The 24,324-nt window shown below is 67.8% G+C and carries 23 protein-coding genes; 8 read left to right on the forward strand and 15 right to left on the reverse strand.

Annotation, left to right across the window (positions count from 1 at the left end):
• The first annotated feature begins 6 nt into the window (after nt 1–6).
• From AC0KXH_RS03050 to trpC, 3 genes are read left to right on the forward strand one after another with little or no spacing between them, the layout of a single operon-like run.
• On the forward strand, nt 7–600 hold the full coding sequence (locus AC0KXH_RS03050) for an aminodeoxychorismate/anthranilate synthase component II (RefSeq protein WP_041110888.1): 594 nt from the start codon (nt 7–9) through the stop codon (nt 598–600).
• Entirely contained in the window at nt 600–1,646 is a 1,047-nt protein-coding gene (gene trpD, locus AC0KXH_RS03055) for an anthranilate phosphoribosyltransferase (RefSeq protein WP_061337012.1), read from the forward strand. The genes AC0KXH_RS03050 and trpD overlap by 1 nt, the downstream gene beginning before the upstream one ends.
• Nucleotides 1,643–2,476: an indole-3-glycerol phosphate synthase TrpC gene (trpC, locus tag AC0KXH_RS03060; RefSeq protein WP_041110891.1), complete on the forward strand. Its 834-nt coding sequence runs from the start codon at nt 1,643–1,645 to the stop codon at nt 2,474–2,476. The genes trpD and trpC overlap by 4 nt, the downstream gene beginning before the upstream one ends.
• 74 nt (nt 2,477–2,550) lie before the next feature.
• Here trpC and crp read toward each other — a convergent pair whose 3' ends face one another.
• Nucleotides 2,551–3,195, reverse strand: a complete 645-nt coding sequence (gene crp / locus AC0KXH_RS03065; RefSeq protein ID WP_041110893.1) for a cAMP-activated global transcriptional regulator CRP — start codon at nt 3,193–3,195, stop codon at nt 2,551–2,553.
• 223 nt (nt 3,196–3,418) lie between these two features.
• On the opposite strand from crp, the gene AC0KXH_RS03070 reads away from it, so the two are divergent.
• Entirely contained in the window at nt 3,419–3,841 is a 423-nt protein-coding gene (locus AC0KXH_RS03070; RefSeq protein WP_488224136.1) for an OsmC family protein, read from the forward strand.
• 196 nt (nt 3,842–4,037) lie between these two features.
• The gene (gene speD / locus AC0KXH_RS03075; RefSeq protein WP_200627692.1) at nt 4,038–4,835 is read left to right on the forward strand and encodes an adenosylmethionine decarboxylase; all 798 of its coding nucleotides are present in this window, start codon (nt 4,038–4,040) and stop codon (nt 4,833–4,835) included.
• Between the two features lie 13 nt (nt 4,836–4,848).
• Here the strand turns inward: speD and AC0KXH_RS03080 are convergent, their stop codons facing one another.
• A complete protein-coding gene (locus AC0KXH_RS03080) occupies nt 4,849–5,736 on the reverse strand; it encodes a cation diffusion facilitator family transporter (protein WP_200627694.1) in 888 nt (295 codons plus the stop codon).
• Nucleotides 5,737–5,743: 7 nt separating this feature from the next.
• The gene (locus tag AC0KXH_RS03085) at nt 5,744–6,172 is read right to left on the reverse strand and encodes a polyribonucleotide nucleotidyltransferase (protein ID WP_488224137.1); all 429 of its coding nucleotides are present in this window, start codon (nt 6,170–6,172) and stop codon (nt 5,744–5,746) included.
• A gap of 154 nt (nt 6,173–6,326) precedes the next feature.
• Here AC0KXH_RS03085 and hrpB point away from each other — a divergent pair, with 154 nt between their 5' ends.
• Nucleotides 6,327–8,837 (forward strand): ATP-dependent helicase HrpB, encoded by a 2,511-nt coding sequence (gene hrpB, locus AC0KXH_RS03090; protein ID WP_488224138.1) that lies wholly within the window; start codon nt 6,327–6,329, stop codon nt 8,835–8,837.
• On the opposite strand, the gene AC0KXH_RS03095 is transcribed toward hrpB, so the two are convergent.
• On the reverse strand, nt 8,809–9,570 hold the full coding sequence (locus AC0KXH_RS03095; protein ID WP_488224139.1) for a substrate-binding periplasmic protein: 762 nt from the start codon (nt 9,568–9,570) through the stop codon (nt 8,809–8,811). The two genes, hrpB and AC0KXH_RS03095, sit on opposite strands and share 29 nt — an antisense overlap.
• 138 nt (nt 9,571–9,708) lie before the next feature.
• Here AC0KXH_RS03095 and AC0KXH_RS03100 point away from each other — a divergent pair, with 138 nt between their 5' ends.
• A complete protein-coding gene (locus AC0KXH_RS03100) occupies nt 9,709–10,548 on the forward strand; it encodes an SDR family oxidoreductase (protein WP_061339767.1) in 840 nt (279 codons plus the stop codon).
• A 3-nt stretch (nt 10,549–10,551) separates the two neighbouring features.
• Here the strand turns inward: AC0KXH_RS03100 and AC0KXH_RS03105 are convergent, their stop codons facing one another.
• Both AC0KXH_RS03105 and AC0KXH_RS03110 read right to left on the reverse strand, forming a co-directional pair.
• Nucleotides 10,552–10,950 (reverse strand): VOC family protein, encoded by a 399-nt coding sequence (locus AC0KXH_RS03105; protein WP_041107983.1) that lies wholly within the window; start codon nt 10,948–10,950, stop codon nt 10,552–10,554.
• Between the two features lie 66 nt (nt 10,951–11,016).
• Nucleotides 11,017–11,685 carry a YciC family protein gene (locus AC0KXH_RS03110; protein WP_061337004.1) on the reverse strand — a complete coding sequence of 223 codons (669 nt, stop codon included), beginning with the start codon at nt 11,683–11,685 and terminating at the stop codon, nt 11,017–11,019.
• A gap of 102 nt (nt 11,686–11,787) precedes the next feature.
• Here AC0KXH_RS03110 and AC0KXH_RS03115 point away from each other — a divergent pair, with 102 nt between their 5' ends.
• Nucleotides 11,788–12,261 (forward strand): LabA-like NYN domain-containing protein, encoded by a 474-nt coding sequence (locus tag AC0KXH_RS03115; RefSeq protein ID WP_213150271.1) that lies wholly within the window; start codon nt 11,788–11,790, stop codon nt 12,259–12,261.
• A gap of 243 nt (nt 12,262–12,504) precedes the next feature.
• Here the strand turns inward: AC0KXH_RS03115 and dxs are convergent, their stop codons facing one another.
• The 9 genes from dxs to AC0KXH_RS03160 form a co-directional block, all read right to left on the reverse strand.
• Entirely contained in the window at nt 12,505–14,403 is a 1,899-nt protein-coding gene (gene dxs, locus AC0KXH_RS03120) for a 1-deoxy-D-xylulose-5-phosphate synthase (RefSeq protein WP_488224140.1), read from the reverse strand.
• Between the two features lie 174 nt (nt 14,404–14,577).
• Nucleotides 14,578–15,465 carry a polyprenyl synthetase family protein gene (locus AC0KXH_RS03125; RefSeq protein WP_165564056.1) on the reverse strand — a complete coding sequence of 296 codons (888 nt, stop codon included), beginning with the start codon at nt 15,463–15,465 and terminating at the stop codon, nt 14,578–14,580.
• Nucleotides 15,462–15,704 (reverse strand): exodeoxyribonuclease VII small subunit, encoded by a 243-nt coding sequence (locus AC0KXH_RS03130; protein WP_041107973.1) that lies wholly within the window; start codon nt 15,702–15,704, stop codon nt 15,462–15,464. The genes AC0KXH_RS03125 and AC0KXH_RS03130 overlap by 4 nt, the downstream gene beginning before the upstream one ends.
• 72 nt (nt 15,705–15,776) lie before the next feature.
• Nucleotides 15,777–16,547: a sulfite exporter TauE/SafE family protein gene (locus AC0KXH_RS03135; protein WP_488224141.1), complete on the reverse strand. Its 771-nt coding sequence runs from the start codon at nt 16,545–16,547 to the stop codon at nt 15,777–15,779.
• Between the two features lie 70 nt (nt 16,548–16,617).
• Nucleotides 16,618–19,014, reverse strand: a complete 2,397-nt coding sequence (locus AC0KXH_RS03140) for a putative bifunctional diguanylate cyclase/phosphodiesterase (RefSeq protein WP_488224142.1) — start codon at nt 19,012–19,014, stop codon at nt 16,618–16,620.
• Nucleotides 19,008–19,958, reverse strand: a complete 951-nt coding sequence (locus AC0KXH_RS03145; RefSeq protein WP_488224143.1) for an ABC transporter substrate-binding protein — start codon at nt 19,956–19,958, stop codon at nt 19,008–19,010. Before AC0KXH_RS03145 ends, AC0KXH_RS03140 begins: the two co-directional genes overlap by 7 nt.
• A 98-nt stretch (nt 19,959–20,056) precedes the next feature.
• Entirely contained in the window at nt 20,057–21,484 is a 1,428-nt protein-coding gene (locus AC0KXH_RS03150; protein ID WP_488224144.1) for an efflux transporter outer membrane subunit, read from the reverse strand.
• Entirely contained in the window at nt 21,481–22,626 is a 1,146-nt protein-coding gene (locus AC0KXH_RS03155) for an HlyD family secretion protein (RefSeq protein WP_224109407.1), read from the reverse strand. The genes AC0KXH_RS03150 and AC0KXH_RS03155 overlap by 4 nt, the downstream gene beginning before the upstream one ends.
• Complete coding sequence (locus tag AC0KXH_RS03160; RefSeq protein WP_312201822.1) at nt 22,623–24,200, reverse strand: MFS transporter; 1,578 nt, start codon at nt 24,198–24,200, stop codon at nt 22,623–22,625. Before AC0KXH_RS03160 ends, AC0KXH_RS03155 begins: the two co-directional genes overlap by 4 nt.
• Nucleotides 24,201–24,324: the final 124 nt, after the last annotated feature.

Genomic DNA, 24,324 nt, shown 5'->3' on the forward strand with positions numbered 1-24,324 from the left:
CGAGCCATGCTGCTGATGATCGACAACTACGACTCCTTTACCTACAACGTGGTGCAGTACCTCGGCGAGCTGGGTGCCGACGTGCACGTGGTACGCAACGACGAACTCGACGTCGCGGCGATCGAGGCACTCGCCCCCGAACGTATCGTCGTCTCTCCCGGCCCCTGCACGCCGAACGAGGCCGGCGTATCGCTCGAAGTGATCCGCCATTTCGCCGGCAAGCTGCCGATTCTCGGGGTCTGCCTTGGCCATCAGAGCATTGGCCAGGCCTTCGGCGGCGAAGTGGTCCGCGCACGCCAGGCCATGCACGGCAAGACCAGCCCGGTGTTCCATCGCAACCAGGGCGTGTTCGCCGGCCTCAACAATCCGCTGACCGTCACCCGCTACCACTCGCTGGTGGTCAAGCGCGAGACGCTGCCCGATTGCCTGGAGATCACCGCCTGGACGCAGCTGGAGGACGGCTCGGTCGACGAGATCATGGGCCTGCGGCACAAGACGCTGAACGTCGAAGGCGTGCAGTTCCATCCCGAATCCATCCTTACCGAACAGGGCCACGAACTGTTCGCCAACTTCCTCAAGCAGACCGGAGGCGCGCGCTGATGGAGATCAAGGAAGCGCTCAACCGGATCGTCGCTCAGCTGGACCTGACCACCGACGAAATGAAGGATGTGATGCGCCAGATCATGACCGGGCAATGTACCGATGCGCAGATCGGTGCCTTCCTCATGGGCATGCGCATGAAGAGCGAGACCATCGATGAAATCGTCGGCGCGGTGCAGGTCATGCGTGAGCTGGCCGCGCCGGTCGCCTTCGACAGCGAGCGGCTGGTCGATACCTGCGGCACCGGCGGCGATGGCATGAACATCTTCAACGTCTCCACCGCGGCGGCGTTCGTCGTCGCCGCAGCAGGAGGCAAGGTAGCGAAGCACGGCAACCGTGCAGTGTCCGGCAAGAGCGGCAGTGCCGACCTGCTGGAGGCGGCGGGGGTCTACCTCGACCTCGCCCCTGAGCAGGTGGCGCGCAGCGTCGACGCGGTGGGCGTGGGCTTCATGTTTGCCCCGGCACATCACGGCGCCATGCGTTTCGCCGCGGGCCCGCGGCGCGAACTGGGGCTGCGTACGCTGTTCAATATCCTCGGGCCGATGTCCAACCCGGCGGGTGTAAAGCATCAGGTGCTCGGCGTGTTCAGCAAGGCGTTGTGCCGACCGATGGCCGAGGTGCTGCAGCGCCTGGGCAGCAAGCACGTGCTGGTGGTGCATGCGCAGGATGGCCTGGACGAGGTCAGCCTCGCCGCGCCGACCCATGTGGCCGAGCTGAAGGATGGCGCGATCCGCGAGTACAGCGTGCAGCCGGAGGACTTCGGCATTCGTAGCCAGAGCCTGATCGGGCTCAACGTCGAGGACGCACAGGGTTCGCTGGCACTGATCAAGGATGCGCTCGGGCGCCGGCAAACCGAGAACGGTCAGAAGGCTGCCGACATGATCGTGCTCAACGCTGGCGCTGCGCTCTATGCCGCGGACCAGGCGTCTTCGTTCAAGCAGGGCGTGGAACTGGCCCACGATGCGCTCAGTACCGGCCTGGCGCGCGACAAGCTCGAGGAGCTGGTGTCCTTTACCGCCGTGTTCAAGCAGGAGAATGCCCGATGAGCGTGCCAACCGTGCTGGAGAAGATCGTTGCCCGCAAGGCCGAGGAAGTGGCCGAGCGCCGCGCCCGAGTGGCGCTCGACGAGTTGGCGCGGCAGGCCGCGGCTGCCGATCCGGTGCGCGGCTTCGCCGACGCGCTGATCCGCCGCGTGCGCGCCAAGGAGGCGGCAGTGATCGCCGAGGTGAAGAAGGCCTCGCCGAGCAAGGGCGTGCTGCGTGAGAACTTCGACCCGGTGCAGATCGCCCGTAGCTACGAAGCCGGTGGCGCGGCCTGCCTGTCGGTGCTCACCGACATCGATTTCTTCCAGGGCGCCGATGCCTACCTGCAGCAGGCGCGTTCGGCCTGCAGCCTGCCGGTGATTCGCAAGGATTTCATGATCGACCCCTACCAGGTGGTCGAGGCCCGGGCCCTGGGCGCCGATTGCATTCTGCTGATTGCCGCGGTGCTCGATGACGGCCAGCTGGCCGAGTTGTCCGCCGAAGCGCGTTCGCTGGGCATGGACGTGCTGGTGGAAGTGCACGATGCCAGCGAGCTTGAGCGGGCGCTGAAGCTGGAGACGCCGCTGTTGGGGATCAACAACCGCAACCTGCACACCTTCGAGGTGAGCCTGGAAACGACGCTCGACCTGTTGCCGCGCATTCCGCAGGACCGCATCGTGGTCACCGAGAGCGGCATTCTCAATCGGGCCGACGTCGAGCTGATGGAAATCAACCAGGTCTACGCCTTCCTCGTCGGCGAGGCCTTCATGCGCGCCGAACAGCCGGGCGCCGAGTTGCAGCGCCTGTTCTTTCCCGAGCGCCGTCAGCGCACGGTAGCCGCCGATCCACAGTAGGGTCGGCCTTCGTCTGAAACGAAAAGGCCGGAGTCGCGTCGCCGCGGCTCCGGCCTTTTCCTGCTCGGGCGCGCTCAGCGCGTGCCGAACACCACCATCGTCTTGCCCTTCACGTAGACCAGCCCCTGAGCCTCGAGGCTCTTGAGTACCCGGCCTACCATCTCCCGCGAACAACCGACGATACGGCCGATCTCCTGGCGGGTGATCTTGATCTGCATGCCGTCGGGGTGGGTCATGGCGTCAGGTTGCTTGCACAGGTCGAGCAGGGTGCGCGCGACGCGGCCGGTGACGTCGAGAAACGCCAGGTCGCCGACCTTGCGCGTGGTGGCGCGCAGGCGATCGGCCATCTGGCTGCCCAGCGCATAGAGAATTTCCGGGTCCTGCTGGGTCAGTTCGCGGAACTTCGTGTAGCTGAGTTCCGCCACTTCGCATTCGGTCTTGGCGCGAACCCAGGCACTGCGTTCCTTCTCGCTGCCCTCCTTTTCGAACAGGCCCATCTCGCCGAAGAAGTCGCCGGCGTTTAGATAGGCGATGATCATTTCGCGGCCGTCATCGTCTTCGATGAGGATGGTGACCGAACCCTTGACGATATAGAACAGCGACTCGCAACGATCCCCTTGGTAGATGATTGTGCTCTTGGCCGTGTAACGGCGTCGGTGGCAGTGCGCCAGCAACTTGTCGATGTTCTTTACCTTGGGTGTGAGTGTGATAGCTACCATGCTCTGAGTCCCGGGATAATGCTTGGATAAATGTTGGTTCTTATTGTTTGAATTCATCATGTCCGCAGCTCTTTTGGCCAGCCAACCCGGAGGGTAAGCGGTCAGACATAACCTGCGATACATTTTTGCGGTGGGTCAACGCACCTTTGGTCGGGTCCGCTGTCCGCAGCGGCAGAAGTCCACATGTTAAGCTATTGCTCCTTTCAAATTGTGGAGCCAGTTGATGAAAGCGCGCATTCAATGGGTCGATGGCGCCATGTTTTTAGGTGAATCGGGCAGTGGGCACGTTGTGGTGATGGATGGGCCGCCCGAAGCCGGAGGGCGTAATCTCGGGGTGCGACCCATGGAAATGCTGTTGCTTGGCCTCGGCGGGTGCAGCAACTTCGATGTGGTGAGCATCCTGAAAAAGTCCCGACAGGCGGTCGATAGTTGCGAAGCCTTCGTCGAGGCCGAGCGTGCCAGCGAGGACCCCAAGGTCTTCACCAGGATCCACCTGCGCTTCGTAGTCAAGGGGCACGCCCTGAAGGAGCCGCAGGTCAAGCGTGCCGTGGAACTGTCGGCGGAGAAGTACTGCTCGGCCTCGATCATGCTGGGCCGCGCCGGCGTCGAGATCACCCACTCCTACGAGATCGTCGAGCTGCAGTAAGCGCTTGGCGGTCGGCGACAGCCGCTGGCGAGCGCATCGGCCGCCCAGCATGGCGTGCGCTCGGTTGCCCCGGGCGATCACGTCGATCACGCAATTGCCTAACCTCCGCGCGTAGAGAGGCCCGGCGTCCGGGCGGCGGGGTTTCGTCTGCCGGTATGCTCAGCACCTGGGCAGGGCCGCACGCGAGAGATCTTCAATGGCGACAAGCAAACTCAAGCTCCACGGGTTCAACAACCTGACCAAGACCTTGAGCTTCAACATCTACGACATCTGCTATGCGCAGACGCCGGAAGATCAGCAGGCGTACGTCCAGTACATCAACGAAGAGTACGATGCCGAACGCCTGACGCAGATTCTCGGCGATGTCGTCGACATCATCGGCGCGAACATCCTCAACATCGCCCGCCAGGACTACGACCCACAAGGCGCCAGCGTGACCATGCTGATCTCCGAGCAGCCGGTGACGCCGACCGACAGCCAGATCGAGGAGTCGCCCGGGCCGCTGCCGGATACCGTCGTTGCGCACCTCGACAAGAGCCACATCACCGTGCATACCTACCCGGAAATCCATCCGGACGACGGTATCGCCACCTTCAGGGTCGACATCGACGTCTCGACCTGCGGGGTGATCTCACCGCTCAAGGCGCTGAACTACCTGATTCATCAGTTCGATTCGGACATCGTCACCGTCGACTACCGGATACGCGGGTTCACCCGCGATGTCGAAGGCAGGAAGCACTTCATCGACCACGAGATCAATTCGATCCAGAACTACCTCTCCGACGACACTCGCGCGGTGTACCAGATGACCGACGTCAACGTGTATCAGGAGAACCTGTTCCACACCAAGATGCTGCTCAAGGACTTCGCGCTGGAGAACTACCTGTTCGGCGATGCCACGCGCAACCTCTCGCCGCCGCAGCGCCAGCAGGTCGAAGCGCGACTGCGCCACGAGATGCTGGAGATCTTCTACGCACGCAACATGCCGGGCTGACGCGGCCCTTCGCTCAGGCCTTCTTCACCACTTCCTGCGGGTCGGCGTGTACCAGCACCTCGGCGCGTGGGTAGTGCGCCTTGATCGCCGCCTCCACCTCGTCACACAGCGCATGCGCGCGCGACAGCGACAGTTCGCCGGGCAGCTCCAGGTGCAACTGGACGAACCAGCGTGTGCCCGATATCCGCGTGCGCAGGTCGTGGCAGCCGAGCACGCCGGGCACGGTGCGGGCCAGGCGCTGCATGTCTTCGCCGATTTCCGGCGAGAGCTCGGTATCCATCAGCACCGCTGCCGCCTCGCGCAGGATGCTCGCCGCGCTCCAGAGAATGTAGAAGGCGATGGCGATGCCGAAGACTGCATCCAGCCGCGCCCAGCCGTAGCTGGCCAACACCAGCGCCACCAGGATGCTGAGGTTGAGCAGCAGGTCGGAGCGATAGTGCAGCGAGTCGGCGCGAATCGCGGTCGAGCCGGTGAGCCTGACCACGTGTCGTTGGTAGGCCAGCAGCGCCGCGGTCAGCAGCAGGGAGACGACGATCACCACGATGCCCACCAGGGGCGCGCCCAGCGGCTGCGGATGCAGCAGCCGATCGACCCCTTGCGCCCCCACGAGCAGGGCGCTGACGCCGATGAACGCGGCCTGGCCGAGGCCCGCCAGCGCTTCGGCCTTGCCGTGGCCGTAGCGATGATCGTCGTCAGCCGGGCGCAGCGAGTAATGCACGGCGAGCAGGTTGATCAGCGAGGCGGCGCCATCGAGCAGCGAGTCGGTGAGCCCGGCGAGCAGGCTGACCGAGCCGCTCAGCCACCAGGCGACCGCCTTGCTAAGGGCCAGGAACAGCGCGACGGCCAGCGCTGCGCCGGACGCGCGACGCAGCAGGCGGGCGTGCTCTGCGCTGACGCTCATTGGCCGCTCACGCCGCCGGCCGCAGGCCGAACGCCGCGAGCTGGTCCAGGCTGCCCTGGTGGCGAATCAGGCGCGGGTCGTCCAGCGGCAGGCTGCGACCGGTTTCGGCCTCGATGATGGCCTTCAGGCGAGCCTGGTTGATCTGGCCGTCGGCGCCGATGGTTTCCTGCAGCTTTTGCGGAGCCACCGAGTACTCGTCGCCCGGCAGGTAGATGGCGCCCGTGGCGAAGTCGATGCCAAAGGCGATCAGCCCGGGAATCACGTAGAACAGCAGGCCGACCGCGTCGAGCACGGCGATGGCCGGGTCGATACGGCCTTCGATCTGGCCACGGCGGTCCGGGTAGAACAGCGTGCCGCAGGCCGACAGCTGGGTGACCAGCGTGAGGGTGAGCAGGCCGCCAAGCAGACGGGAGCGGGGAAGCGATCGGGTAACCATGCGTACCTCCGGAAATAGTGGCGCAACTATACAAGGGAGCGATGATGTTTTCTCGACATCAGACCGCGATCCGTGGCGACCTGTTCGTTGCCGCGCTCGACGCCCACTGCCGCCGCCGGGCTGCCTATAATCGCGGCCTGAAGCGGAGTAGCCCATGATCTCACTGCCCATCGACGAAGCCCTGCCGGCCCTGCGCCGCGCGTTGCATGCGCGTGACGAGGCGGTTCTCGAAGCGCCGCCCGGCGCCGGCAAGACCACCCGCGTACCGCTCGCATTGCTCGACGAACCCTGGCTGGCGGGGCAGCGCATCATCGTGCTCGAACCCAGGCGTCTGGCCGCTCGCGCCGCTGCCGAGCGGATGGCCGATGAGCTGGGCGAGAGAGTCGGGCAGACGGTGGGCTATCGCATCCGCCTGGACAGCCGTGTCGGACCGCAGACGCGCATCGAGGTGGTGACCGAGGGGATTCTCGCCCGCCGTCTGCAGGACGATCCGGCGCTCGAGGGCGTCGGCCTGGTGATATTCGACGAATTCCATGAGCGCAGCCTTGATGCCGATCTGACGCTGGCGCTGACGCTCAATGCCCGCGCCTTGCTGCGCGACGAGCCGCTGAAGGTGCTGCTGATGTCCGCCACGCTGGAGGGCGAGCGGCTCTCGGCGCTGCTTGCCGACGCGCCGCTGGTGCGCAGCGAAGGGCGCATGCACCCGGTGGCGGTGCGCTGGGGCGCGCCTTGGCGGGCAGGCGAGCGCGTCGAGCCCAGGGTGGTACAGACGGTGCTGCAGGCGCTCGACGAGGAGGCCGGCAGCCTGCTGGTGTTCCTCCCCGGGCAGGGAGAGATCCGGCGCGTTCACGAGGCCCTGCGCGAGCGGCTGGTCGAGCGGCAGGACATCCTGCTCTGCCCGTTGCATGGCGAATTGCAGCTCAACGATCAGCGTGCCGCCATCGAGCCGCCCCCGCCCGGCCGGCGCAAGGTCGTGCTGGCGACCAACATCGCCGAGACCAGCCTGACCATCGAAGGTGTGCGCGTGGTGGTCGATGCGGGGCTTGCGCGGGTACCGCGCTTCGATCCGGCCAGCGGCATGACGCGGCTGGAAACCCGGCGCATCTCGCGGGCCTCGGCAACCCAGCGAGCCGGTCGGGCCGGGCGCCTGGAGCCGGGTAGCTGCTATCGGCTCTGGTCGGAAGACCAGCATGCGCAGCTGGCGGCTTTTGGCGAGGCGGAGATGCTGCAGGCCGATCTCGCGTCGCTGGCCTTGCAACTGGCGCGCTGGGGGGCGGAACCGGCCGAGCTGAGCTGGCTCGACATGCCGCCGCCAGCCGCCTATGCCCAGGCGCAGACACTCCTGGCCGATCTCGGTGCGTTGCAGCGCAACGCACGCGGTGGTTGGCAGATCACGGCGCACGGCCAGCGCATGGCGACGCTGCCGGCCCATCCGCGCCTGGCGCATATGCTGCTGCGCGGGCATGCCCTCGGCTGGCCTGGGGTGGCCGCGTCGCTCGCCGCCCTGCTGGTCGAGCGCGACATCCTGCGAGGCGCCGGTGCCGATCTGGCGTTGCGCATGCAGGCACTGGAGGCCGGACGCGGCGCGGACGTCCAGCGCGTGCGCCAGCTTGCCCGGCAGTTCCGTAGCCTGCTGCCGGCCGATACCGACCTGCCAGCGGCGCCGTTGAGCGAGGCGCAGGCGCTCGCGGCACTGCTTGCCTTCGCCTATCCGGATCGCGTCGCCCGCCAGCGCCAAGAGGGCGGCGGAAGCTATCGGCTGGCCAACGGTCGAGCGGCGCAGTTCGTCGAGCCTGACGGGCTGATGAAGCAGCCCTGGCTGGTGATCGCCGAGCTGGGCAGTCAGCAGGGCCAGCGCGAAGAACGCATCTATCGCGCCGTGGCGCTCGATGCGGGATTGTTCGATGGCGTGCTTGGCGAGCAGGTGCGCCTGCATGATGAACTCGACTGGGACGAGCGCGAGGGCGTCCTACGTGCCGAGCGCCAGCGCCGGGTCGGTGAGCTGGTGCTGGCACGCGAGCCGCTGCCGAGCCTTGACGAACAGGCGCGCGGCCAGGCGCTGCTGGCGCTGGTCCGGCGCCGTGGCCTGGCCTTGCTGCCCTGGACGCCCGAGCTGCGCCAGTGGCAGGCGCGCATCGCCCTGCTGCGACGGTTGGAGGTGGAGCGCCAGGGCGAAAGCGCCTGGCCCGAGCTGAGCGATGCCGCCCTGCTGCAGCGTCTGGAAGAGTGGTTGTTGCCCTACCTGGGCAAGGTTTCGCGGCTCTCCCACTTCGCCCAGCTCGACCTGGCGCCAATGCTGGCTACCCTGCTGCCCTGGCCGTTGCCGCGCCAACTCGACGAGCTGGCACCGGTAGCCATCGAAGTACCGTCCGGCTCGCGTATTCGCCTGGACTACAGCGAAAACCCGCCGGTGCTGGCGGTGCGCCTGCAGGAGCTGTTCGGGCTTGCCGAAACCCCGCGCATCGCCGGCGGCAGCCAGCCGGTCAAGCTGCATCTGCTATCGCCGGCCCGTCGGCCGGTGCAGGTGACACAAGACCTGGCGAGCTTCTGGGCCAATACCTATGCCGAGGTGAAGAAGGACCTCAAAGGCCGCTATCCCAAACACTACTGGCCGGACGACCCGCTGCAGGCCGAACCTACGGCGCGCGCGAAGCCGCGGCGCTGAGGCTGCCCTCCGGCAGGCTGGGCAGGCGGCCGGCGGCGCGCAGTGCGAGAAAGGCGCGGTCCAGGTCGGCCAGCACCGCCGCGCTGTCGGCGATATGGCGCGACACGATGAAATGGATCGGCACCTGCTGCAGCACCAGGTGCGGCAGCGGCTCGAGGCCCTGGTCACGCCGGGCCTGTTCGGCCGGCAGCTGGTAGTCGAGCAGGTAGTCCGCGCGGCGATAGCGCAGCATGGCCAGTGCCGACTCGTGCGTGGCGGTGCGCAGCAGGCGGATGTCCAGCGCCGGGTCCTGGAGCAGCTGATTGACGCTCGGCCAGTAGCTGTAGCCATTGATGACGATCACTCCCTGGCCGACCAGGCTCTCGGGAATGCGCGGCGCTGGCGTGTCGGCGCGGTGATACAGATTGAGATCGACCCGGCCGAGGCTATGCGCGGACTCGCGCGTATGCGCACGCAGCTCCGGCTTGCCGGGTGCGCCGAGCCAGATGTCGACGCTACCGCTCTTCAGGGCCGTATACAGACGTGCGCTGGGCAGGCGCCGGAAGCGCGGGCGATAACCGGCGCGGCGCAGCACCAGACGGGTCAGTTCCGCCATCTCGCCACGTGTCACACCGTGCGAATCGCCGTACATCACGGGCGGAAAATCGTAATACCCCACTGTCAGCGTTCGTCCGGCGGCCTGCGCCTGACTGACGGCGGCCAAACCCAGCAGCAATACGAAAATTGGCAGCATTCGATACACGGTTGCGCTTCCCTGGCGGCGAGGGCGCACAGGATGCGCACTCGTGCCGTGCTTGTCCATGCACCGCTTGTCGCGGCGGGGCGGGTGGTAGCTGACTATGCTCTAAAGCAAAAGGCCGGAGAGCTCCGCATGCGCCGCAAGGTATTCGTCAGCAAGGTGTTCGATCGCAAGGTAGTCGTCATCACCGGCGGTTGTGCCGGCATCGGTCGCGCGCTCGCGGTGCGCATGGCCCAGGCCGGCGCGCGGCTGGCGATCCTCGATCTGGATCAGGCGGCGCTGGACAGCCTCGTTCAGCATCTGCACAGCCATCACAACGCCGATGCCCTCGGCCTGCGTTGCGACGTCGCCGACCCCCAGGCGGTGCAGCAGGCACTGGCGCTGGTGATCGAGCGCTTCGGGGGCATCGACATCCTCGTCAACAATGCCGGCATCACTCACCGTAGCCGGATCGCCGACACCCGGCTGGCAGTGTTCGAGCGGGTCATGGCGGTGAACTTCTACGGCGCGCTGCACTGCACCCAGGCTGCGCTGCCATCGTTGCTCGAGCGGCAGGGACAGATCATCGTGCTCAGCTCGCTGTCGCAGTACGCGCCGGTACCCAACCGCGGCGCTTACAACGCCAGCAAGCATGCCCTGCACGGGCTGTTCGAAACCTTGCGCGGTGAGCTGGTCGGCAGCGGCGTGAACGTCATGCTGGTCTGCCCGGGCTACACCGCAACCGACCTGCGCAAGAACGTCCTGGTCGGCGATGGCTCCACCGCGCCGCATCCGGCACTGGCGCTTGGGCGCCTGGCCTCGCCGCAAGACGTGGCCGAAGCCATCTACCAAGGGGCGCTCAAGCGCCGGCGCCTGCTGGTGCTGTCCAACCTGAGCTGGAAGGCGCGGCTGGTGGCGCGGCTTTTTCCGCGTCTCTACGAGCGCTTCCTGCTGCCGCGGCTGCTTGCCGGTCGGCAGGTGGTGCAGGCCTAGCCTTCAGCCCATGTCCCAGTAGGCGGCCTCGATCTTGTGGCCGTCCAGGTCGCGGACGAAGCAGCCGTAATAGGCCTCGCCGTAGTCGGCGCGGGGCCCCGGCGCGCCCTCGTCGCTGGCGCCGGCCGCCAGTGCCGCCCGGTGGAAGGCATCCACCGCGGCGCGGTCATTGGCGAAGAAGCCGACGTGGGTACCGTTGCCCACCGTTGCCGGGGCTCCGTCGATTGGCGTCTGCAACCAGAATTCCGGGTATTCGCGACCCCAGGCAATCGCCCCCGGATGCGCCATGATCCGTTGGCAGCCGAGGGGCGCGAGGACCTGGTCGTAAAAAGCGGCCGCCTCCTCGAAGCGGTTGGTGCCTAGCGAGATGTGCGACAGGATACTGGGGTTGGTCGTGCTCATGGCGGCGGGTCCTCGGTGGGGAAGCACAAGCCTAGCAAGCCCCTGGCCGATTGCCCGCCGGAGCGATCAGCCGTCGTTGCGCTCCTGGCCGGTACAGAGCATGAAGCAGCGGAACAGCATGACCGTGGGCAGCAGCTGCAGCAGGCCGACGAGCGCATCCAGCAGCAGCTTCACGAACAGGCCCCCCGCGCTCGCTTCGGCCGGGCTGGCGAGCCAGGCCTCGAGCAGCCAGAGCGGCAGCATGACGCTCAGTACGCAGCCAAGCACCAGCAGGAAGTGCCCGCGGGTCAGCTCGAAACTCGCCTTCACCGCCGCAAGCGGTGTGTGGCCGCGCAGTACCAGCAGGTATTCGGCAAAGGCCACGCGCACCATTACCCAGATCCCGGGCAGGACGAACAGCGAGGCGCCAAGCATGATCAGCAGCGTGGTCAGCCCCGTGAGCACTGCCAGCGCCGGCCACAGCGGCAGGGCACGGGCGAGGACGTCGCGCAGCGCCGGCTCATGGCCGCGGCTGCGCGCGTCGATGAAGAGAATCAGCGCGCCGGTATACAGCGGGTAGAACAGCAGGCCGATCAGCAGGTCCTGCGCCGGCATCGTCGCACCGCCGAACAGGTGGTCGGCGCCCAGACGGGTGAGACTTTCCAGGGCGATCAGCGGCAGGCACAGGCGGGCGATCGTGGCGAAGTGACGCGAGTAGAAGAACCAGGCATCGCGCAGGATGGTGAATACGTTCATGCGTAAGCGGCAGGGCATGGCCAGCGAAGGGCGACACTTTAGCCGAAGCGGCCGAGGCGCGACACGCATCGCCTATACTGGGGCGCCCCGCGCGAGGTGCCCGTGAAGAAGATCGCCCTGTTTGCCGACGTGCAAAACCTCTATTACACCGTGCGCCAGGCCTACGGCTGCCATTTCGACTATGCGGCGCTGTGGTCGGACGTCAGCCGCCGCGGGCAGATCGTCGAAGCCTATGCCTATGCCATCGAGCGCGGCGATCCGCGCCAGCAGCAGTTCCAGCAGATCCTGCGCAACCTCGGCTTCACGGTCAGGCTCAAGCCCTATATCCAGCGCAGTGACGGCTCGGCCAAGGGTGACTGGGACGTCGGCATCACCATCGACGTGCTGGATGCCGCCGTGCGTGTCGATGAAGTGGTGCTGGCCTCCGGTGACGGTGATTTCGACCTGCTGCTCGAGCGGGTGCGCGCGAGAGGCGTCGAGGCCACTGCCTACGGCGTGCCGGGGCTCACTGCGCAGTCGTTGATCCGTGCGGCGACGCGTTATGTGCCGATCGAGGGTGATCTGCTGTTGCGCTGAATGCGCGGAGGTGAGGGTCGAGGCGGAGGTTGGTGGAAAATGCTTCGCAGTTTTCCACCCTACGGCCGCGTCAGACGTAGGGTGGATGACGCTTTACCCATTCACCGCGGCGCCGTGAACACGGTGTAGGTTCAGGGGGGCGGGCGTGATGGATAGCCACCCGTGGAAAGTGCTTCGCAGTTTTCCACCCTACGGCCGCGTCAAACGTAGGGTGGATGGCTCCACCCATCCACCGAAACGACGTCAGGCGTTGTCCAGTGCGGCCAGGCGCTGGCGCACTGCGGCTTCGATGCCGGCGGCATCCAGGCCGCATTCGGCGAGCATCTCGCTCGGCTTGGCGTGTTCGACATAGAGGTCCGGCAGCCCGAGGTGCAGGACCGGCATGACGATTCGCTCGGCGGCGAGAAACTCCGCTACTGCACTGCCGGCACCGCCCATGATGCTGTTCTCCTCGATCGTCACCAGCAGCTCGTGGCTGGCCGCGACTTCGCGCAGCCGCGCCTCGTCCAGCGGCTTGACGAAGCGCATGTCGACCACCGTGGCGTCGAGCGCTTCGCCGACCTGCAGCGCTTCGGGCAGCTGCACGCCGAACACCAGCAGCGCCACCTTGCTGCCCTGGCGGCGCAGCACGGCCTTGCCGATCTCCAGCGGCTCGAGCCCCGGCTCCAGCGGCGCGTTCGGCCCGGTGCCGCGCGGGTAACGCACCGCCGCAGGCCCCTCGAAGTGATAGCCGGTGGTGAGCATGCGGCGCATCTCGTTCTCGTCGCTCGGCGTCATGATCAGCATGCCGGGGATGCAACGCAGGTAGGAGAGATCGAAGCTGCCGGCATGGGTCGGGCCGTCCTCGCCGACCAGGCCGGCGCGGTCGATGGCGAACAGCACGTCGAGGTTTTGCACCGCGACATCGTGGATCAGCTGGTCATAGGCGCGCTGCAGGAAAGTCGAGTAGATCGCCACCACCGGCTTCAGGCCGTCGCAGGCCATGCCGGCGGCCAAGGTCACGGCGTGCTGCTCGGCGATGGCGACATCGAAGTAGCGTTCCGGGTAGCGCTCGCTGAAGGCGACCAGGTCCGAGCCTTCCTTCATCGCCGGGGTGATGCCGGTCAGGCGCGGATCGGCCGCAGCCATGTCGCACAGCCACTGGCCGAACACGTTGGAGTACTTCGGCCCGCTGGGCTTCTTCGGCTTGGCCGGGGCGTCCACCGGCTCCAGCTTGCTGATCGCGTGCCAGGTGATCGGGTCGGCCTCCGCCGGGGCGAAGCCCTTGCCCTTCTTCGTCACCACGTGGAGGAATTGCGGGCCGTCGAGGTCGCGCATGTTGCGCAGGGTAGCGATCAGGGTCGGCAGGTCGTGGCCGTCGATCGGGCCGATGTAGTTCCAGCCCAGTTCCTCGAACAGGGTGCCGGGAACCAGCATGCCCTTGGCGTATTCCTCGGTGCGGCGGGCGATCTCCCAGGCGCCGGGCAGGCGCGAAAGGATCTTCTTGCTGCCCTCGCGCATGCTGGCGTAGGTGCGGCTGGAGAGGATCTTGGCCAGGTAGTTGGACATGCCGCCGACGTTGCGCGAGATCGACATGTCGTTGTCGTTGAGCACCACGAGCATGTTGGCGCCGACTTCCGGTGCGTGGTTGAGCGCCTCGAAGGCCATGCCGGCCGTCAGTGCCCCGTCGCCGATCACGGCGATCGCCTTGCGCTGCTCGCCCTTGAGGCGTGCGGCGATGGCCATGCCCAGCGCAGCACTGATCGAGGTGCTCGAATGGCCGACGCCAAAGGTGTCGTACTCGCTTTCCGAGCGTCGCGGGAAGGCGGCCAGGCCGTCCTTCTGGCGCAGGCTGGCCATGCGCTCGCGGCGGCCGGTGAGGATCTTGTGCGGATAGGCCTGATGGCCGACGTCCCAGACCAGGCGGTCGTCGGGCGTATCGAAGACGTAATGCAGGGCGATGGTCAGCTCGATCACGCCGAGCCCGGCGCCGAAGTGGCCGCCGGTCTGGCCGACGCTGAACAAGAGTTCCTGGCGCAGCTCGTTGGCCAGCTCCTCGAGTTCGGTCTCGCCCAGACGCCGGAGTTGCTCGGGATTGGCCGCGCGGTCTAGAACGGGCGTCGCAGGGCGGACCCGAGGGATCTCATGGAACGTCTTGGGCATCGGGACGATATCGTTCTGGCTGAAAAAAGAGCGGCAGTTTAACCGATGGGATGCGCGATAAGAACGGCCGGGCCGTCGGGCCGTACTGCGCCGGCACCGCGCGCATGCGCCCGAGGCGCTCTGGCGCGCGGCCTGTGCGCCGACCGCGGACCCAGGCCGGCGCGCACGCGTGGTTCAGTTGCGCCGCGCGACGATGTAACGGGCGAGTGCGCGCAGCGGTTCGGCCTTGGCGTCGAACGGGCTCAGCGCATGCAGCGCCAGGTCGCGCAGCTCCAGCGCGTAGGCTTTCGCCGCGTCGAGCCCGAGCAATGCCGGGTAGGTGGGTTTGTCGCGTGCGATATCGGCACCCTGGGTCTTGCCGAGGGTCGCGGTGTCGCTTTCCACGTCGAGAATGTCGTCGTGCACCTGAAAGGCCAGGCCAATGGCCTGCGCGTACTGCTCCAGCGCCGCCAGGCTGGTGGCGTCCGCACGGCCGCTGGCCAGGGCGCCGAGCCGCACGCTGGCCTCGATCAGCGCGCCGGTCTTGTGCCGGTGCATCAGCTCGAGCGCCGCGCGATCGAGCTTGTGCCCGACCGAGCCGAGGTCGATCGCCTGGCCACCGACCATGCCGGCCGGGCCGGCTGCCCGCGCCAGGACACTGAACATCTCCAGGCGCAGGGCGGCGTCGGCCGGGTTGTGCGAGGGGCTGGCCAGCACTTCGAACGCCAGGCTCTGCAGGCCGTCGCCGGCAAGGATCGCGCAGGCCTCGTCATAGGCCTTGTGCGTGGTCGGCTGGCCGCGTCGCAGGTCGTCGTCGTCCATCGCCGGCAAATCGTCGTGAACCAGCGAATAGGCGTGAATCAATTCGACTGCACAGGCGGCGCCATCGGCCTGCGCCTTGTCGCCGCCGAGCGCTTCGCAGGCGGCATAGGCGAGCAGCGGGCGAACGCGCTTGCCGCCGTTCATCACGCTGTAGCGCATCGCCTGGTAGAGCCGCTCGAGCTGGGGCAGCGGCGCGCTGAACAGCGCTTCGAGACAGCCGTCGACGCGCTTTTGGCAGACCTGCTGGTAGCCCTGGATCATGCGTCTTCGTCCGTCTGGAATGGTGCCGGTTCGAGCTTGCCGTCGCGCTCGAGGAGGATCTGCACCTTCTGCTCGGCCTGGTTGAGTGCCGCCTGGCATTCGCGCGTCAGGCCGATGCCCTGCTCGAAGCAGGTCAGCGAATCCTCCAGCGACAGTTCGCCGCTCTCCAGGCGCTCGACCAGCTGCTGCAGTTCGGCGAGGGATTGTTCGAAATCGAGGGCGGCTTTCTTGCGGGCCATGGCGGGACCTGTGCGGGGACGAGCGGAATCGGCCGCGACATTAACAAAGAAGCGCCCGGCGCAGCTACCGGTTCAGCCGAGGTAGGTGCGCGCGAAGTAGTAGAGCGTCATGCCGCTGCCAACGAGGATCACCAGGGCCCTGAGCCAGCGTGTCGGCAGCCGCTGGCTGAGGGCGCCGCCGGCATAGCCACCGGCCGTGGCGCCGGCCAGTACGACCACCAGTTCGGCCCAGCTGACGCGCCCGGCGGCGATAAAGGTCAGGCTGGCGACGCTGTAGATCACGGCGGAGATCAGGTTCTTCAGCGCGTTGGCGCGAACCAGCGCATGGCCTTCGATGGAAAACGCCGCCAGTTGCAGGATGCCCATGCCCGCGCCGAAGTAGCCGCCGTAAATGGCGACCAGGCCGTGAGCGCCCAGCGAACCGGCCGAATGCGCCGGCACCTCGGCTTGCGTCGGTCGCCGGGCTGCCAGCCAGCGGCTCAGCCAGGGGCTCGAGGAGAACAGGGCAGTGGCGAGCAACAGCAGCCAGGGGATCAGCAGGCTGAACACGGCGTCGCCGCCGGCGAGCAGCAGCAGGCCACCGAGCAGCCCACCGGCCAGCCCGGCCAGCAACAACGGCACGAGATAGCGGCCCAGCGCGCGCAGGCTGCTACGGGCCGCCCAGGCGGCGGCTAGGCTGGCCGGCCACAGCGCCACCGCGTTGGTGGCGTTGGCGGTCACCGGCGGCAGGCCGGTCGCCAGCAGGGCGGGAAAGGAAAAGAAGGTCCCGCCGCCGGCGAGGGCGTTCATGCCGCCGGCCGCGAAACCGGCACAGAGCAGCAGGAGGATGTCGGGCAATGGCATGGTCGGCCCCGATGGCAAAAGGCCGCAGGTTAGTCAGCCCGGCGGGTTTGCGCCAGCGCCGGGCAGTCGCTCAGCCATCCAGGGGTAGCGGCAGGGTGGTCGGTGTGCGCGGCTTGTAGTCGAGCTGGCACTGCTCGGCCGGCAGCGGGCGCGAATAGTAGTAGCCCTGCAGGCTCTGGCAGTTGTTCAGGCGCAGGAAGGCAGCCTGGCGCTCGTTCTCGACCCCTTCGGCGACCACCTGCAGGCCAAGGTGGGTGGCCATGGTCAGGATGCCGCGCACCAGCGCCACCGAGTGCTCGCTATCGGGCAGCCCGGCGACGAAGCCGCGGTCGATCTTGATGCCGTCGAAGGGAAAGCGCTGCAGGTAGGTGAGCGACGCATAGCCGGTGCCGAAGTCATCGAGGAACAGCGGCATGCCGGCGGCCTTCAGGCGGGCCAGGGTCTGCTGCACGTGGTCGTCGGCTTCGAGCAGCGCGCTCTCGGTGATTTCCAGCTCGAGCAGGCGCGGGTCGGTGCCTTCCTCCTCGAGAATGGCGAGCAGGCTGCCGGCCAGGTCGGCCTGGCGGAAGTCCAGCGGCGAGAGGTTGATCGCGATGCTGACTCGGTTGCCGCCTTCGGCCCACTGGCGTGCCTGGCGACAGGCCTGGCGGAACACCCAGCGCGTCGCTTCGATGATCATCCCGCTGTCTTCGAGCACCGGAATGAATTCGCCCGGCGGGACCAGGCCGCGGTCCGGCGAATTCCAGCGCAGCAGCGCTTCCATGACGCGGGGCTGGCCCTGGCTGTCGACTTGTGGCTGGTAGTGCAGCACGAACTCGTCGCGATCGAGCGCGCGCCGCAGCGCTTGTTCCAGCTGGCGGCGCCGGTCGGCCTCGGCGCTCAGCTCGGCACTGTAGAGCGCCGTGCAGTTGCGCCCTGCGGCCTTGGCCGCATACAGCGCGAGGTCAACCTGCTTGAGCAGATCGACCGCCGTGCCTCGCCCGTCACTGCTGGTGATACCGATGCTCGGGCTGACGAAGCATTCGTACTTGCCGACCTGGATCGGCGCACGGAAGCCATCGAGGATGCGGTTGGCGACGTCCTGCGCCTGTTCGCGCGGGCTGCCTTCGAGCAGCACCATGAACTCGTCGCCGCCGGTGCGCGCCAGCAAAGCCTTGCCGGTCACCAGGCTGCGCAGCCGATCGGCGACATAGGCGAGCAGGCGGTCGCCGGTCTCATGGCCGAGCGCGTCGTTGATGCGCTTGAAATGGTCGAGATCGAGAAACAGCAGGCTCAGCGGGGTGCGCGCGGCGAGCATCTGTTCGAGCGTCTGGACCACGTTGTGGCGATTGGCCAGATGCGTCAGCGGGTCGAAGTGGGCGAGAAAGCGCAGCCGCTGTTCGGCACGCAGACGGTCGCCGATGTCGCGCAGCAGCACCAGGTTGAGCCGCGCGCCGTGGCGTTCGAACGGCGTACAGGTGATCTCCAGTGGAATCTGCGCGTCGCCACGGCGGCCGGTCATCTGCAGCGGAGTGTTGGCTGGCAGGCGGAGCAGGCGCTCGCTGGCGTCGGCATCGAACAGACGATCCTCCGGGCGCTGGCCGAGCAGGTCCTCCGGCGGGCAACCGAACAGCCGGGCGGCTGCGGGGTTGGCCTGTTGCACGCGCAGCTGGTCGTCGACGACCAGCATGCCGATCGGGGCGTTGTCGATCAGCTCGCGCATTAGCTGCTCGCTCTGGCGCAGTTCGTTCTGTCGGTTGTGCAACTGCAGCATCATGCGGCTGAAGGTCGCCGCCAGGTGGCCGATCTCGTCGCTGCCGGTGACTGCCGGCGGCTGCGGTTGCTGGTCCAGCGTGAAGGCGCGTGCGGCCCGATCGATGCGCGCCAGGCGGTTGGTGATCAGCCACTGGTAGAGGGCCTGCAGCAGCAGACCGAGCATGATCAGCAGGGTCAGCGTCTGGGCCAGATACAGCCAGGCATCCCGCTCGGTCTGCCAGAGGATCGGGCGCACGTCGAAATCCACCAGCAGCGCCTCGCGCAGTGGCCGGCCATCAACGGCGACGCGATCGAGCGGATACACCGCCAGCTGTTCCGAGCCGTCCGTACCGATCCAGCTCGAACGCCCGTCGGCGATACGCTCGGCCAGCTCGCCCGCGTCGACGGCAACCAGCTCTTCCGGGCTCTGGCCCAGGCGGGTGGTGGCGATCACGCGCAGCTGCTGGTCGACGACCATTGCCCAGCGCACCCCTTCCAGGCTCGCCAGGTCGGCCAGCTCGGTCTCCATCTCGGCGATGCGGCCGTAGCGCCGGTGATCGCTCAGGCTGCTCTGCAGCAGCGCCAGGTGCTGCTGGGTGTGGTTGCGCCAGCTGTGCAGCGCCTCATCGGCGCGCCACGGCAGGTGCCAGGCGGTGAGCAGCAGGGTGAAGGCCAGGCCGAACAGGCCGAGTACCAGCGGCAGCGATTTGCGCAGCGACAGACGGGTCAGCATGGGTGGCGGCCCCCTTGGCATTCGGCGAAGAGTTCATCGGGGCGGCTGGCCTTGCCCAGTAGCTGACGGCCGGAGAGGTAGCTGGCCAGACGCGTCACGCCGCTGCGCAGGCGGCCCTGTTCGTGCCACTGGCGGTTCAGCGCCGGATCGCCAAGCACCAGCCCGCCGAGGGTCACCTGTAGTGCCTCGGGCGTCAGGCCGAGGCGGCGTTCCAGGCGCGGATTGGTCTGCGCCGGGTTCTCCTGCCAGGCGCGCAGGGCGTCGTACCACAGCGCCGCGAGGCGCTTGCGCTCCTGCGCATTGACCCGGCGCCGGTCGACGACCAGCACGTCGACGATCTCGTCGGGCAGCAGGCGACTGTCGAACACCCGCCGCGCGCCGAGCTTCTCCAGGGCCGGGCCTTCCGAGGCAAAACTGACGACCGCATCGATCTGGCCGCTGCGAAATGCCTGCAGATGTTCGTGCACCTGGAGGTTGGCGACTTCGATGTCGGTGATCGTCAGGCCGGCGCTGTCGAGGATGCGCGACAGGAAAAACGCGCCCAGCGCGGTGTTCTCCACGCCGATCCGGTGGCCCTTGAGCTCGCTCAGCATGCCGATTGGCGGGCGCGCATAGAGCACGTCGGCGCCCGCGGAGACATTGGTGACCAGGAGGATCTCCAGATCCATTTCGGCGTTCTGGCTCTGCAGCACCAGCAGCTCGTCGAGCGTCAGCATGGCGCCGTCGAGCATGCCGTTGCGAAAGCCGCGGATGACCCCGGTGGTGTTCGGGTATTCGACCAGGCGGATGCGGCTTGGGCCGGTCCAGCCGAGTTCGTCCGCCAGGTATAGCGGGCCGTAGCCCAGCCAGCGGTTGCTGCCGATGCGCACTTCTTCGGGTGCCGGTTCGCAGCCGGCCAGGGCCAGCAACAGGGTCAGCAAAAGCAATGGAAACGCACGGGTCATCCAGTGACTCCATAGTGGTCTATTGCCACCATAGCTGGAGTCTGGCGCCGAGGGAATCCTTTCAACGTCTAGGGTTATTCGATTTGGCGTTCTGTGACTCACTGCGCCGAGCGCGCGCTACCCGGATTGGCGCTGGCTGCCGTGGAAGGTCCGTCCCAGGGCCCGCCGAGCGCCTGGTACAGGCTGATCGACTGGGCGATCAGGGCCTCGCGCAGGGCAACGGCCGTGAGCTGAGCATCGAACAGCTGGCGTTGTGCGTCGAGCACCTCCAGATGTGACGAATAGCCGCTGCGGTAACGGTCCTGCGCGATCTGCAGCGAGCGCTCCAGCGTCACCTGGCGCGTCTGGATGCGGGCCAGACGACGTTCGAGCTGCTCGATGGCCGAGAGCGCGTTCTCGACCTCGCTGAACGCTTGCAGCACCGCACCGCGGTAGGCGAACGCTACCTCGTCGCGCTGCGCCGTGGCGATGTTCAGCCCGGCCTCCAGGCGGCCGCCTGTGAACAGCGGAGCCAGTACGCTGCCGCCCAGGCTCCAGACTCTTACCGGGTCGTAATCGAGGCTGTCGACGAACAACCTGCCGAGGCTGGCCGACAGGCGGACCTGCGGCAGGAACAGGTCGCGCTGCGCCTGCAGGTTCTGGTCGCTGGCGGCCAGCAGGCGTTCGGCCTGGCGCAGGTCCGGGCGACGCCTGAGCAGCTCGGACGGCAGCCCCGCGGCAATGCGCGGGCGTTGCAGTTGCGCCAGGGTCGCGCCACGTTCCACCGGCCCCGGCAAGCGCCCGGTCAGCAGGCGCAGGGCGTGCTCCTGCTCGCGAATGGCCTGTTCCAGCTGCGGTAGCAACTCGGCCGCCGCTTCGTATTCGGCCAGCGCCTGGCTGACTTCCAGTTGCGAGGTATAACCGAGCGCAGCGCGGTCCTCGGCCACGCGCAGCGCTTCGCGGCGTGCGGCGACCGTGGCGCCGGTGACCGCGTGCTGCTCGTCGAGCGACAGCAGCCGCACATAAGCCCGTGCGGTCGTGCTGGCAACCGCCAGGCGAACCGCGGCGCGCTCACTCTCACTGGCCTGGTACTGCAGGCGCGCGCTGCGCTGCAAGCGGCGCAGACGGCCCCAGAGATCGACTTCGTAAGCGACCTCAAGGCTCGGTTGCACGGCCAGGCTGCGGCTGACGCCGAGTGCGCCGAGCTGCCGCGAACGGCCGACCGAGAGCGCCGCGTCCAGCGTCGGCAGCAAGCCGGCGTCGGCCAGGCGAATCCGCTCGCGGGCCTGCTCGACGCGGGCGGCGGCGCGCAGCACGTCGCTATTGTGCGCCAGGGCCTGCTCGATCAGGGCGCTCAGCCGCGGGTCGCCATAGCGGCTCCAGCCGTCGGCCGGCGCCGACGAGCGCTCTGGCGTATCGGCGCGCCAGGCGGCCGGCGGATCGATCTGCGCTTGCGGCGGCACGGGGCGCGGTGTCGGTGCGCAGCCGGTCAGCGCCACCAGCGCCAGGCCCGCCGTCCAGCGCAACAGGGCCAGCCCGCGCGTCATGGCGCGGCGGCCGCGTCGGTATCGACGTAAGTGATCACCGACAGGCCCGGGCGCAGGCGTGCGGCCAGCGGCTGGTCGGGGTCGATGCTGATCCGAACCGGCACCCGCTGGACCACCTTGGTGAAGTTGCCGGTGGCGTTGTCCGGGCGTAGCAGGCTGAACTCCGAGCCGGTGGCCGGCGCCAGGCGTTCGACCCGACCGCTCAGCCGGGCGCCGTCGAGTGCATCGACGGCGATGCTGACCGGCTGCCCGGGGCGCATGCGAAAGGTCTGCGTCTCCTTGTAGTTGGCGATGACCCAGAGTTGCTCGGGCACGAGGTAGAGCAGCTGAGTGCCGGCGGAGACGTACTGGCCCAGACGCACGCCGAGTTCGCTGACCTGACCGTCGCGGGGCGCGGTTATCACGGTGTTGTCGAGGTCGATCAGCGCCTGGCTCAGGGCGGCTTCGGCGATCGCGATCTGCGCCTGCAGGCCGCCGCGCGAGACCTCGCTGGCCTTGAGCGTCTGCTCGGCGATCTCGATGGCGGCCTCGGCCTTGTGCACATTGGCCGCGGCGGCGCGTGCGGTGGCGCGGATCTGGTCGCGCTCGCGGATCGAGACCGAGCCGCGCTCGGCCAACTCGCTGACCCGGCGCTCGTCGGCGCGCGCACGGTCCCGCTCGGCCTGCGCGGCGAAAAGCTCGGCGCGTCGGGCCTGCAGCGTGGCCCGGTTGGCGGCCAGCGTCTGCTCGAGGTTTTCCAGCTCGAAGCGCCGCGCCGCCAGTTCGGCCCGGCGCTGCTCGACGCGCTGGCGATACTGCCGGTCATCGATGCGCACCAGTACCTGGCCTTTCTCGACGCGCTCGAAGTCCTGCACGGCCACCTCGACGACGTAACCGGCGACCTGGGGCGCCAGCACGGTGATCTGCCCTCGCACGTAGGCGTTCTCGGTGATGGCGACGGCGCTGGTGAACGGCCACAGTTGCCAGGCGTAGAGGATGGCGAAGATGCCGAGCAGCGCGACCAGCGCCATCAGCAGCACCGAGCGCAGGCTCGGGCGGATCGTCTTTGGCGGCTCGACCGGCTGGGCACCGGCATCGGTGGCGGCGGCCGACGCCTCGGCCGGTGCGCGCGGTTCGGTTTGCGGCTGCTGATCCTGGCTCATGGGCTGGCACGCTTGCGGTCGAGGCGGGCGTTGCGCACCGCGTGGAACAGCGACCAGGCCAGCACCCCGATGGCCAGCAGCACCACCAGCCGGAACACATCGATGAACGCCAGCACGTTGGCTTCGCGGGTGACCTCACGATCGAGCGCCGCGGCACCCAGCGCCTGGCGCAGCGCCGGATCGCTCTGGCGCGGCCGCTGTGCGCCCGCTGCCTGGTTCAGTCGGGCGGCGACCTGCGGGTCGGTGGCGACCACCTGCTCGGTCAGGTGGGCCGAATGGAACTTCTCGCGCAGCACCTGATAGCTGCCGAGCACGGCCGGCCCGGCCAGGCCGCCGAGCGACTGGGTGAGCGAGAACACCACGACAAAGCTGACCAGGTAACCCGGCCCGTTGCGCAGCGCCTTGCCGATCCCGGTGATCGCCAGCGGGCCGAGAAACAGACCGCCGGCAAAAGCTGCCAGCCCCTGGCTGAGAAACATGTCGTGCGGCCGGGTCAGGTCGCTGGCGTCGATGTCCAGATAGCCGGCGGTGCCGATCAGCACGATCGCCAGGAGGATCTGCGGGATCGCCGTCTTCGGCGTGAAGGTCAGGGCGCTGAAGGCGATCCCCATGACCGTGCCGAGCAGGATCACCGCATACAGCGGCTGCAATTGCTCGGCCCCCATGCCGAGGGTCTGCAGCAGGCCGACCGCGCCGTAGTTCTGCTCCGAAAGCAGAAAGCGCAGGGCCAGCGCGCCAAAGGCGAACCGCAGCATCTCGGCAGTACCCAGCCAGCGCGTCTGCAGCAGTGGGTTGCGCCGATGGTGTTCGATCATCACCGCGATACACAGCAGGACCAGTGCGGCGATCAGCGCGTAGGCCAGCCAGGGTTGCTCGGTCCACCACTGCAGGCGCGCCTGGGCGAGCACCGCGGCGAGCAGTGCCAGCGCCGGTGCGACCAGCAGGAAAGTGACGAAATCCAGCGGCTCGAAGGCTTTGATGCGCTCGCCCAGCGGCAGCTTGAGCACCACCACCGCGGCCAGCGAGCACAGGGCCAGGCCGCTTTCGAAGACGTACAGGCGGTGCCACTGATCGAGATCGAGCAGCGCCGGCGACAACAGCCAGGCGATCGGCGTGGCCAGCTGGGTCACGCCGAAGCCGACGATCACCCCGCGCGGCAGGTCGGCCTTGCGAAAGGCCTGCAGCATGTAGAACAGCGCCAGGCTGCTGGTGGTCGCGCCGGCCAGGCCGCTGGCCGCGCGCACGAAGATCGCCATGGCCAACCCTTCGACGAACACGTGCGCGATAGTCAGCGCGGCATACAGCGCCAGGCCGATCTCGGCGAAGCGGCGCAAGCCGTACTGCTGACGGAACTTGATCAGCAGCAGATTGGTGGAGGCGTTGACCATGAAGTAGGCCGCTGGCAGCCAGGCGCCCTGGCTCGGCGTCAGGCCCAGGTCGCCCTGGATGCTCGGCAGGTTGGCCAGCACCAGCGCATTGCCGAGCCCGCCGGTCAGCCCGACCAGCACCGAGACGCTGGCATAGGCCAGCCGCACCGGCATGCTGTGCAGCAGGATCGCGGGCGAGCCCGGCATGGTCGGGCGTTCGTGCGGTTCCCAGCGGGGGACCGGGGCGAGGTATTCGGGCATCGGCTCGTCGGCTGAGGGCGGGTGACAGAAGTGGGACAACCCGGGCGCGGGAAAGATTGCCTGGCGCGGA

This window comes from Stutzerimonas sp. CXK-1, assembly GCF_057738225.1.

Bases quoted from the DNA above. Each gene is read 5' to 3' on its own strand.
- crp (WP_041110893.1), bottom strand. From the start codon at position 3,195: ATGGTAGCTATCACACTCACACCCAAGGTAAAGAACATCGACAAGTTG.
- AC0KXH_RS03110 (WP_061337004.1), bottom strand. From the start codon at position 11,685: ATGAACGTATTCACCATCCTGCGCGATGCCTGGTTCTTCTACTCGCGT.
- AC0KXH_RS03135 (WP_488224141.1), bottom strand. From the start codon at position 16,547: ATGCCATTGCCCGACATCCTCCTGCTGCTCTGTGCCGGTTTCGCGGCC.
- trpC (WP_041110891.1), top strand. From the start codon at position 1,643: ATGAGCGTGCCAACCGTGCTGGAGAAGATCGTTGCCCGCAAGGCCGAG.
- AC0KXH_RS03130 (WP_041107973.1), bottom strand. From the start codon at position 15,704: ATGGCCCGCAAGAAAGCCGCCCTCGATTTCGAACAATCCCTCGCCGAA.
- trpD (WP_061337012.1), top strand. From the start codon at position 600: ATGGAGATCAAGGAAGCGCTCAACCGGATCGTCGCTCAGCTGGACCTG.
- hrpB (WP_488224138.1), top strand. From the start codon at position 6,327: ATGATCTCACTGCCCATCGACGAAGCCCTGCCGGCCCTGCGCCGCGCG.
- AC0KXH_RS03085 (WP_488224137.1), bottom strand. From the start codon at position 6,172: ATGGTTACCCGATCGCTTCCCCGCTCCCGTCTGCTTGGCGGCCTGCTC.
- AC0KXH_RS03150 (WP_488224144.1), bottom strand. From the start codon at position 21,484: ATGACGCGCGGGCTGGCCCTGTTGCGCTGGACGGCGGGCCTGGCGCTG.
- AC0KXH_RS03105 (WP_041107983.1), bottom strand. From the start codon at position 10,950: ATGAGCACGACCAACCCCAGTATCCTGTCGCACATCTCGCTAGGCACC.
- AC0KXH_RS03070 (WP_488224136.1), top strand. From the start codon at position 3,419: ATGAAAGCGCGCATTCAATGGGTCGATGGCGCCATGTTTTTAGGTGAA.
- AC0KXH_RS03095 (WP_488224139.1), bottom strand. From the start codon at position 9,570: ATGCTGCCAATTTTCGTATTGCTGCTGGGTTTGGCCGCCGTCAGTCAG.
- AC0KXH_RS03160 (WP_312201822.1), bottom strand. From the start codon at position 24,200: ATGCCGGGCTCGCCCGCGATCCTGCTGCACAGCATGCCGGTGCGGCTG.
- AC0KXH_RS03125 (WP_165564056.1), bottom strand. From the start codon at position 15,465: ATGATCCAGGGCTACCAGCAGGTCTGCCAAAAGCGCGTCGACGGCTGT.
- AC0KXH_RS03140 (WP_488224142.1), bottom strand. From the start codon at position 19,014: ATGCTGACCCGTCTGTCGCTGCGCAAATCGCTGCCGCTGGTACTCGGC.
- AC0KXH_RS03100 (WP_061339767.1), top strand. From the start codon at position 9,709: ATGCGCCGCAAGGTATTCGTCAGCAAGGTGTTCGATCGCAAGGTAGTC.
- dxs (WP_488224140.1), bottom strand. From the start codon at position 14,403: ATGCCCAAGACGTTCCATGAGATCCCTCGGGTCCGCCCTGCGACGCCC.
- speD (WP_200627692.1), top strand. From the start codon at position 4,038: ATGGCGACAAGCAAACTCAAGCTCCACGGGTTCAACAACCTGACCAAG.
- AC0KXH_RS03145 (WP_488224143.1), bottom strand. From the start codon at position 19,958: ATGACCCGTGCGTTTCCATTGCTTTTGCTGACCCTGTTGCTGGCCCTG.
- AC0KXH_RS03080 (WP_200627694.1), bottom strand. From the start codon at position 5,736: ATGAGCGTCAGCGCAGAGCACGCCCGCCTGCTGCGTCGCGCGTCCGGC.
- AC0KXH_RS03050 (WP_041110888.1), top strand. From the start codon at position 7: ATGCTGCTGATGATCGACAACTACGACTCCTTTACCTACAACGTGGTG.
- AC0KXH_RS03155 (WP_224109407.1), bottom strand. From the start codon at position 22,626: ATGAGCCAGGATCAGCAGCCGCAAACCGAACCGCGCGCACCGGCCGAG.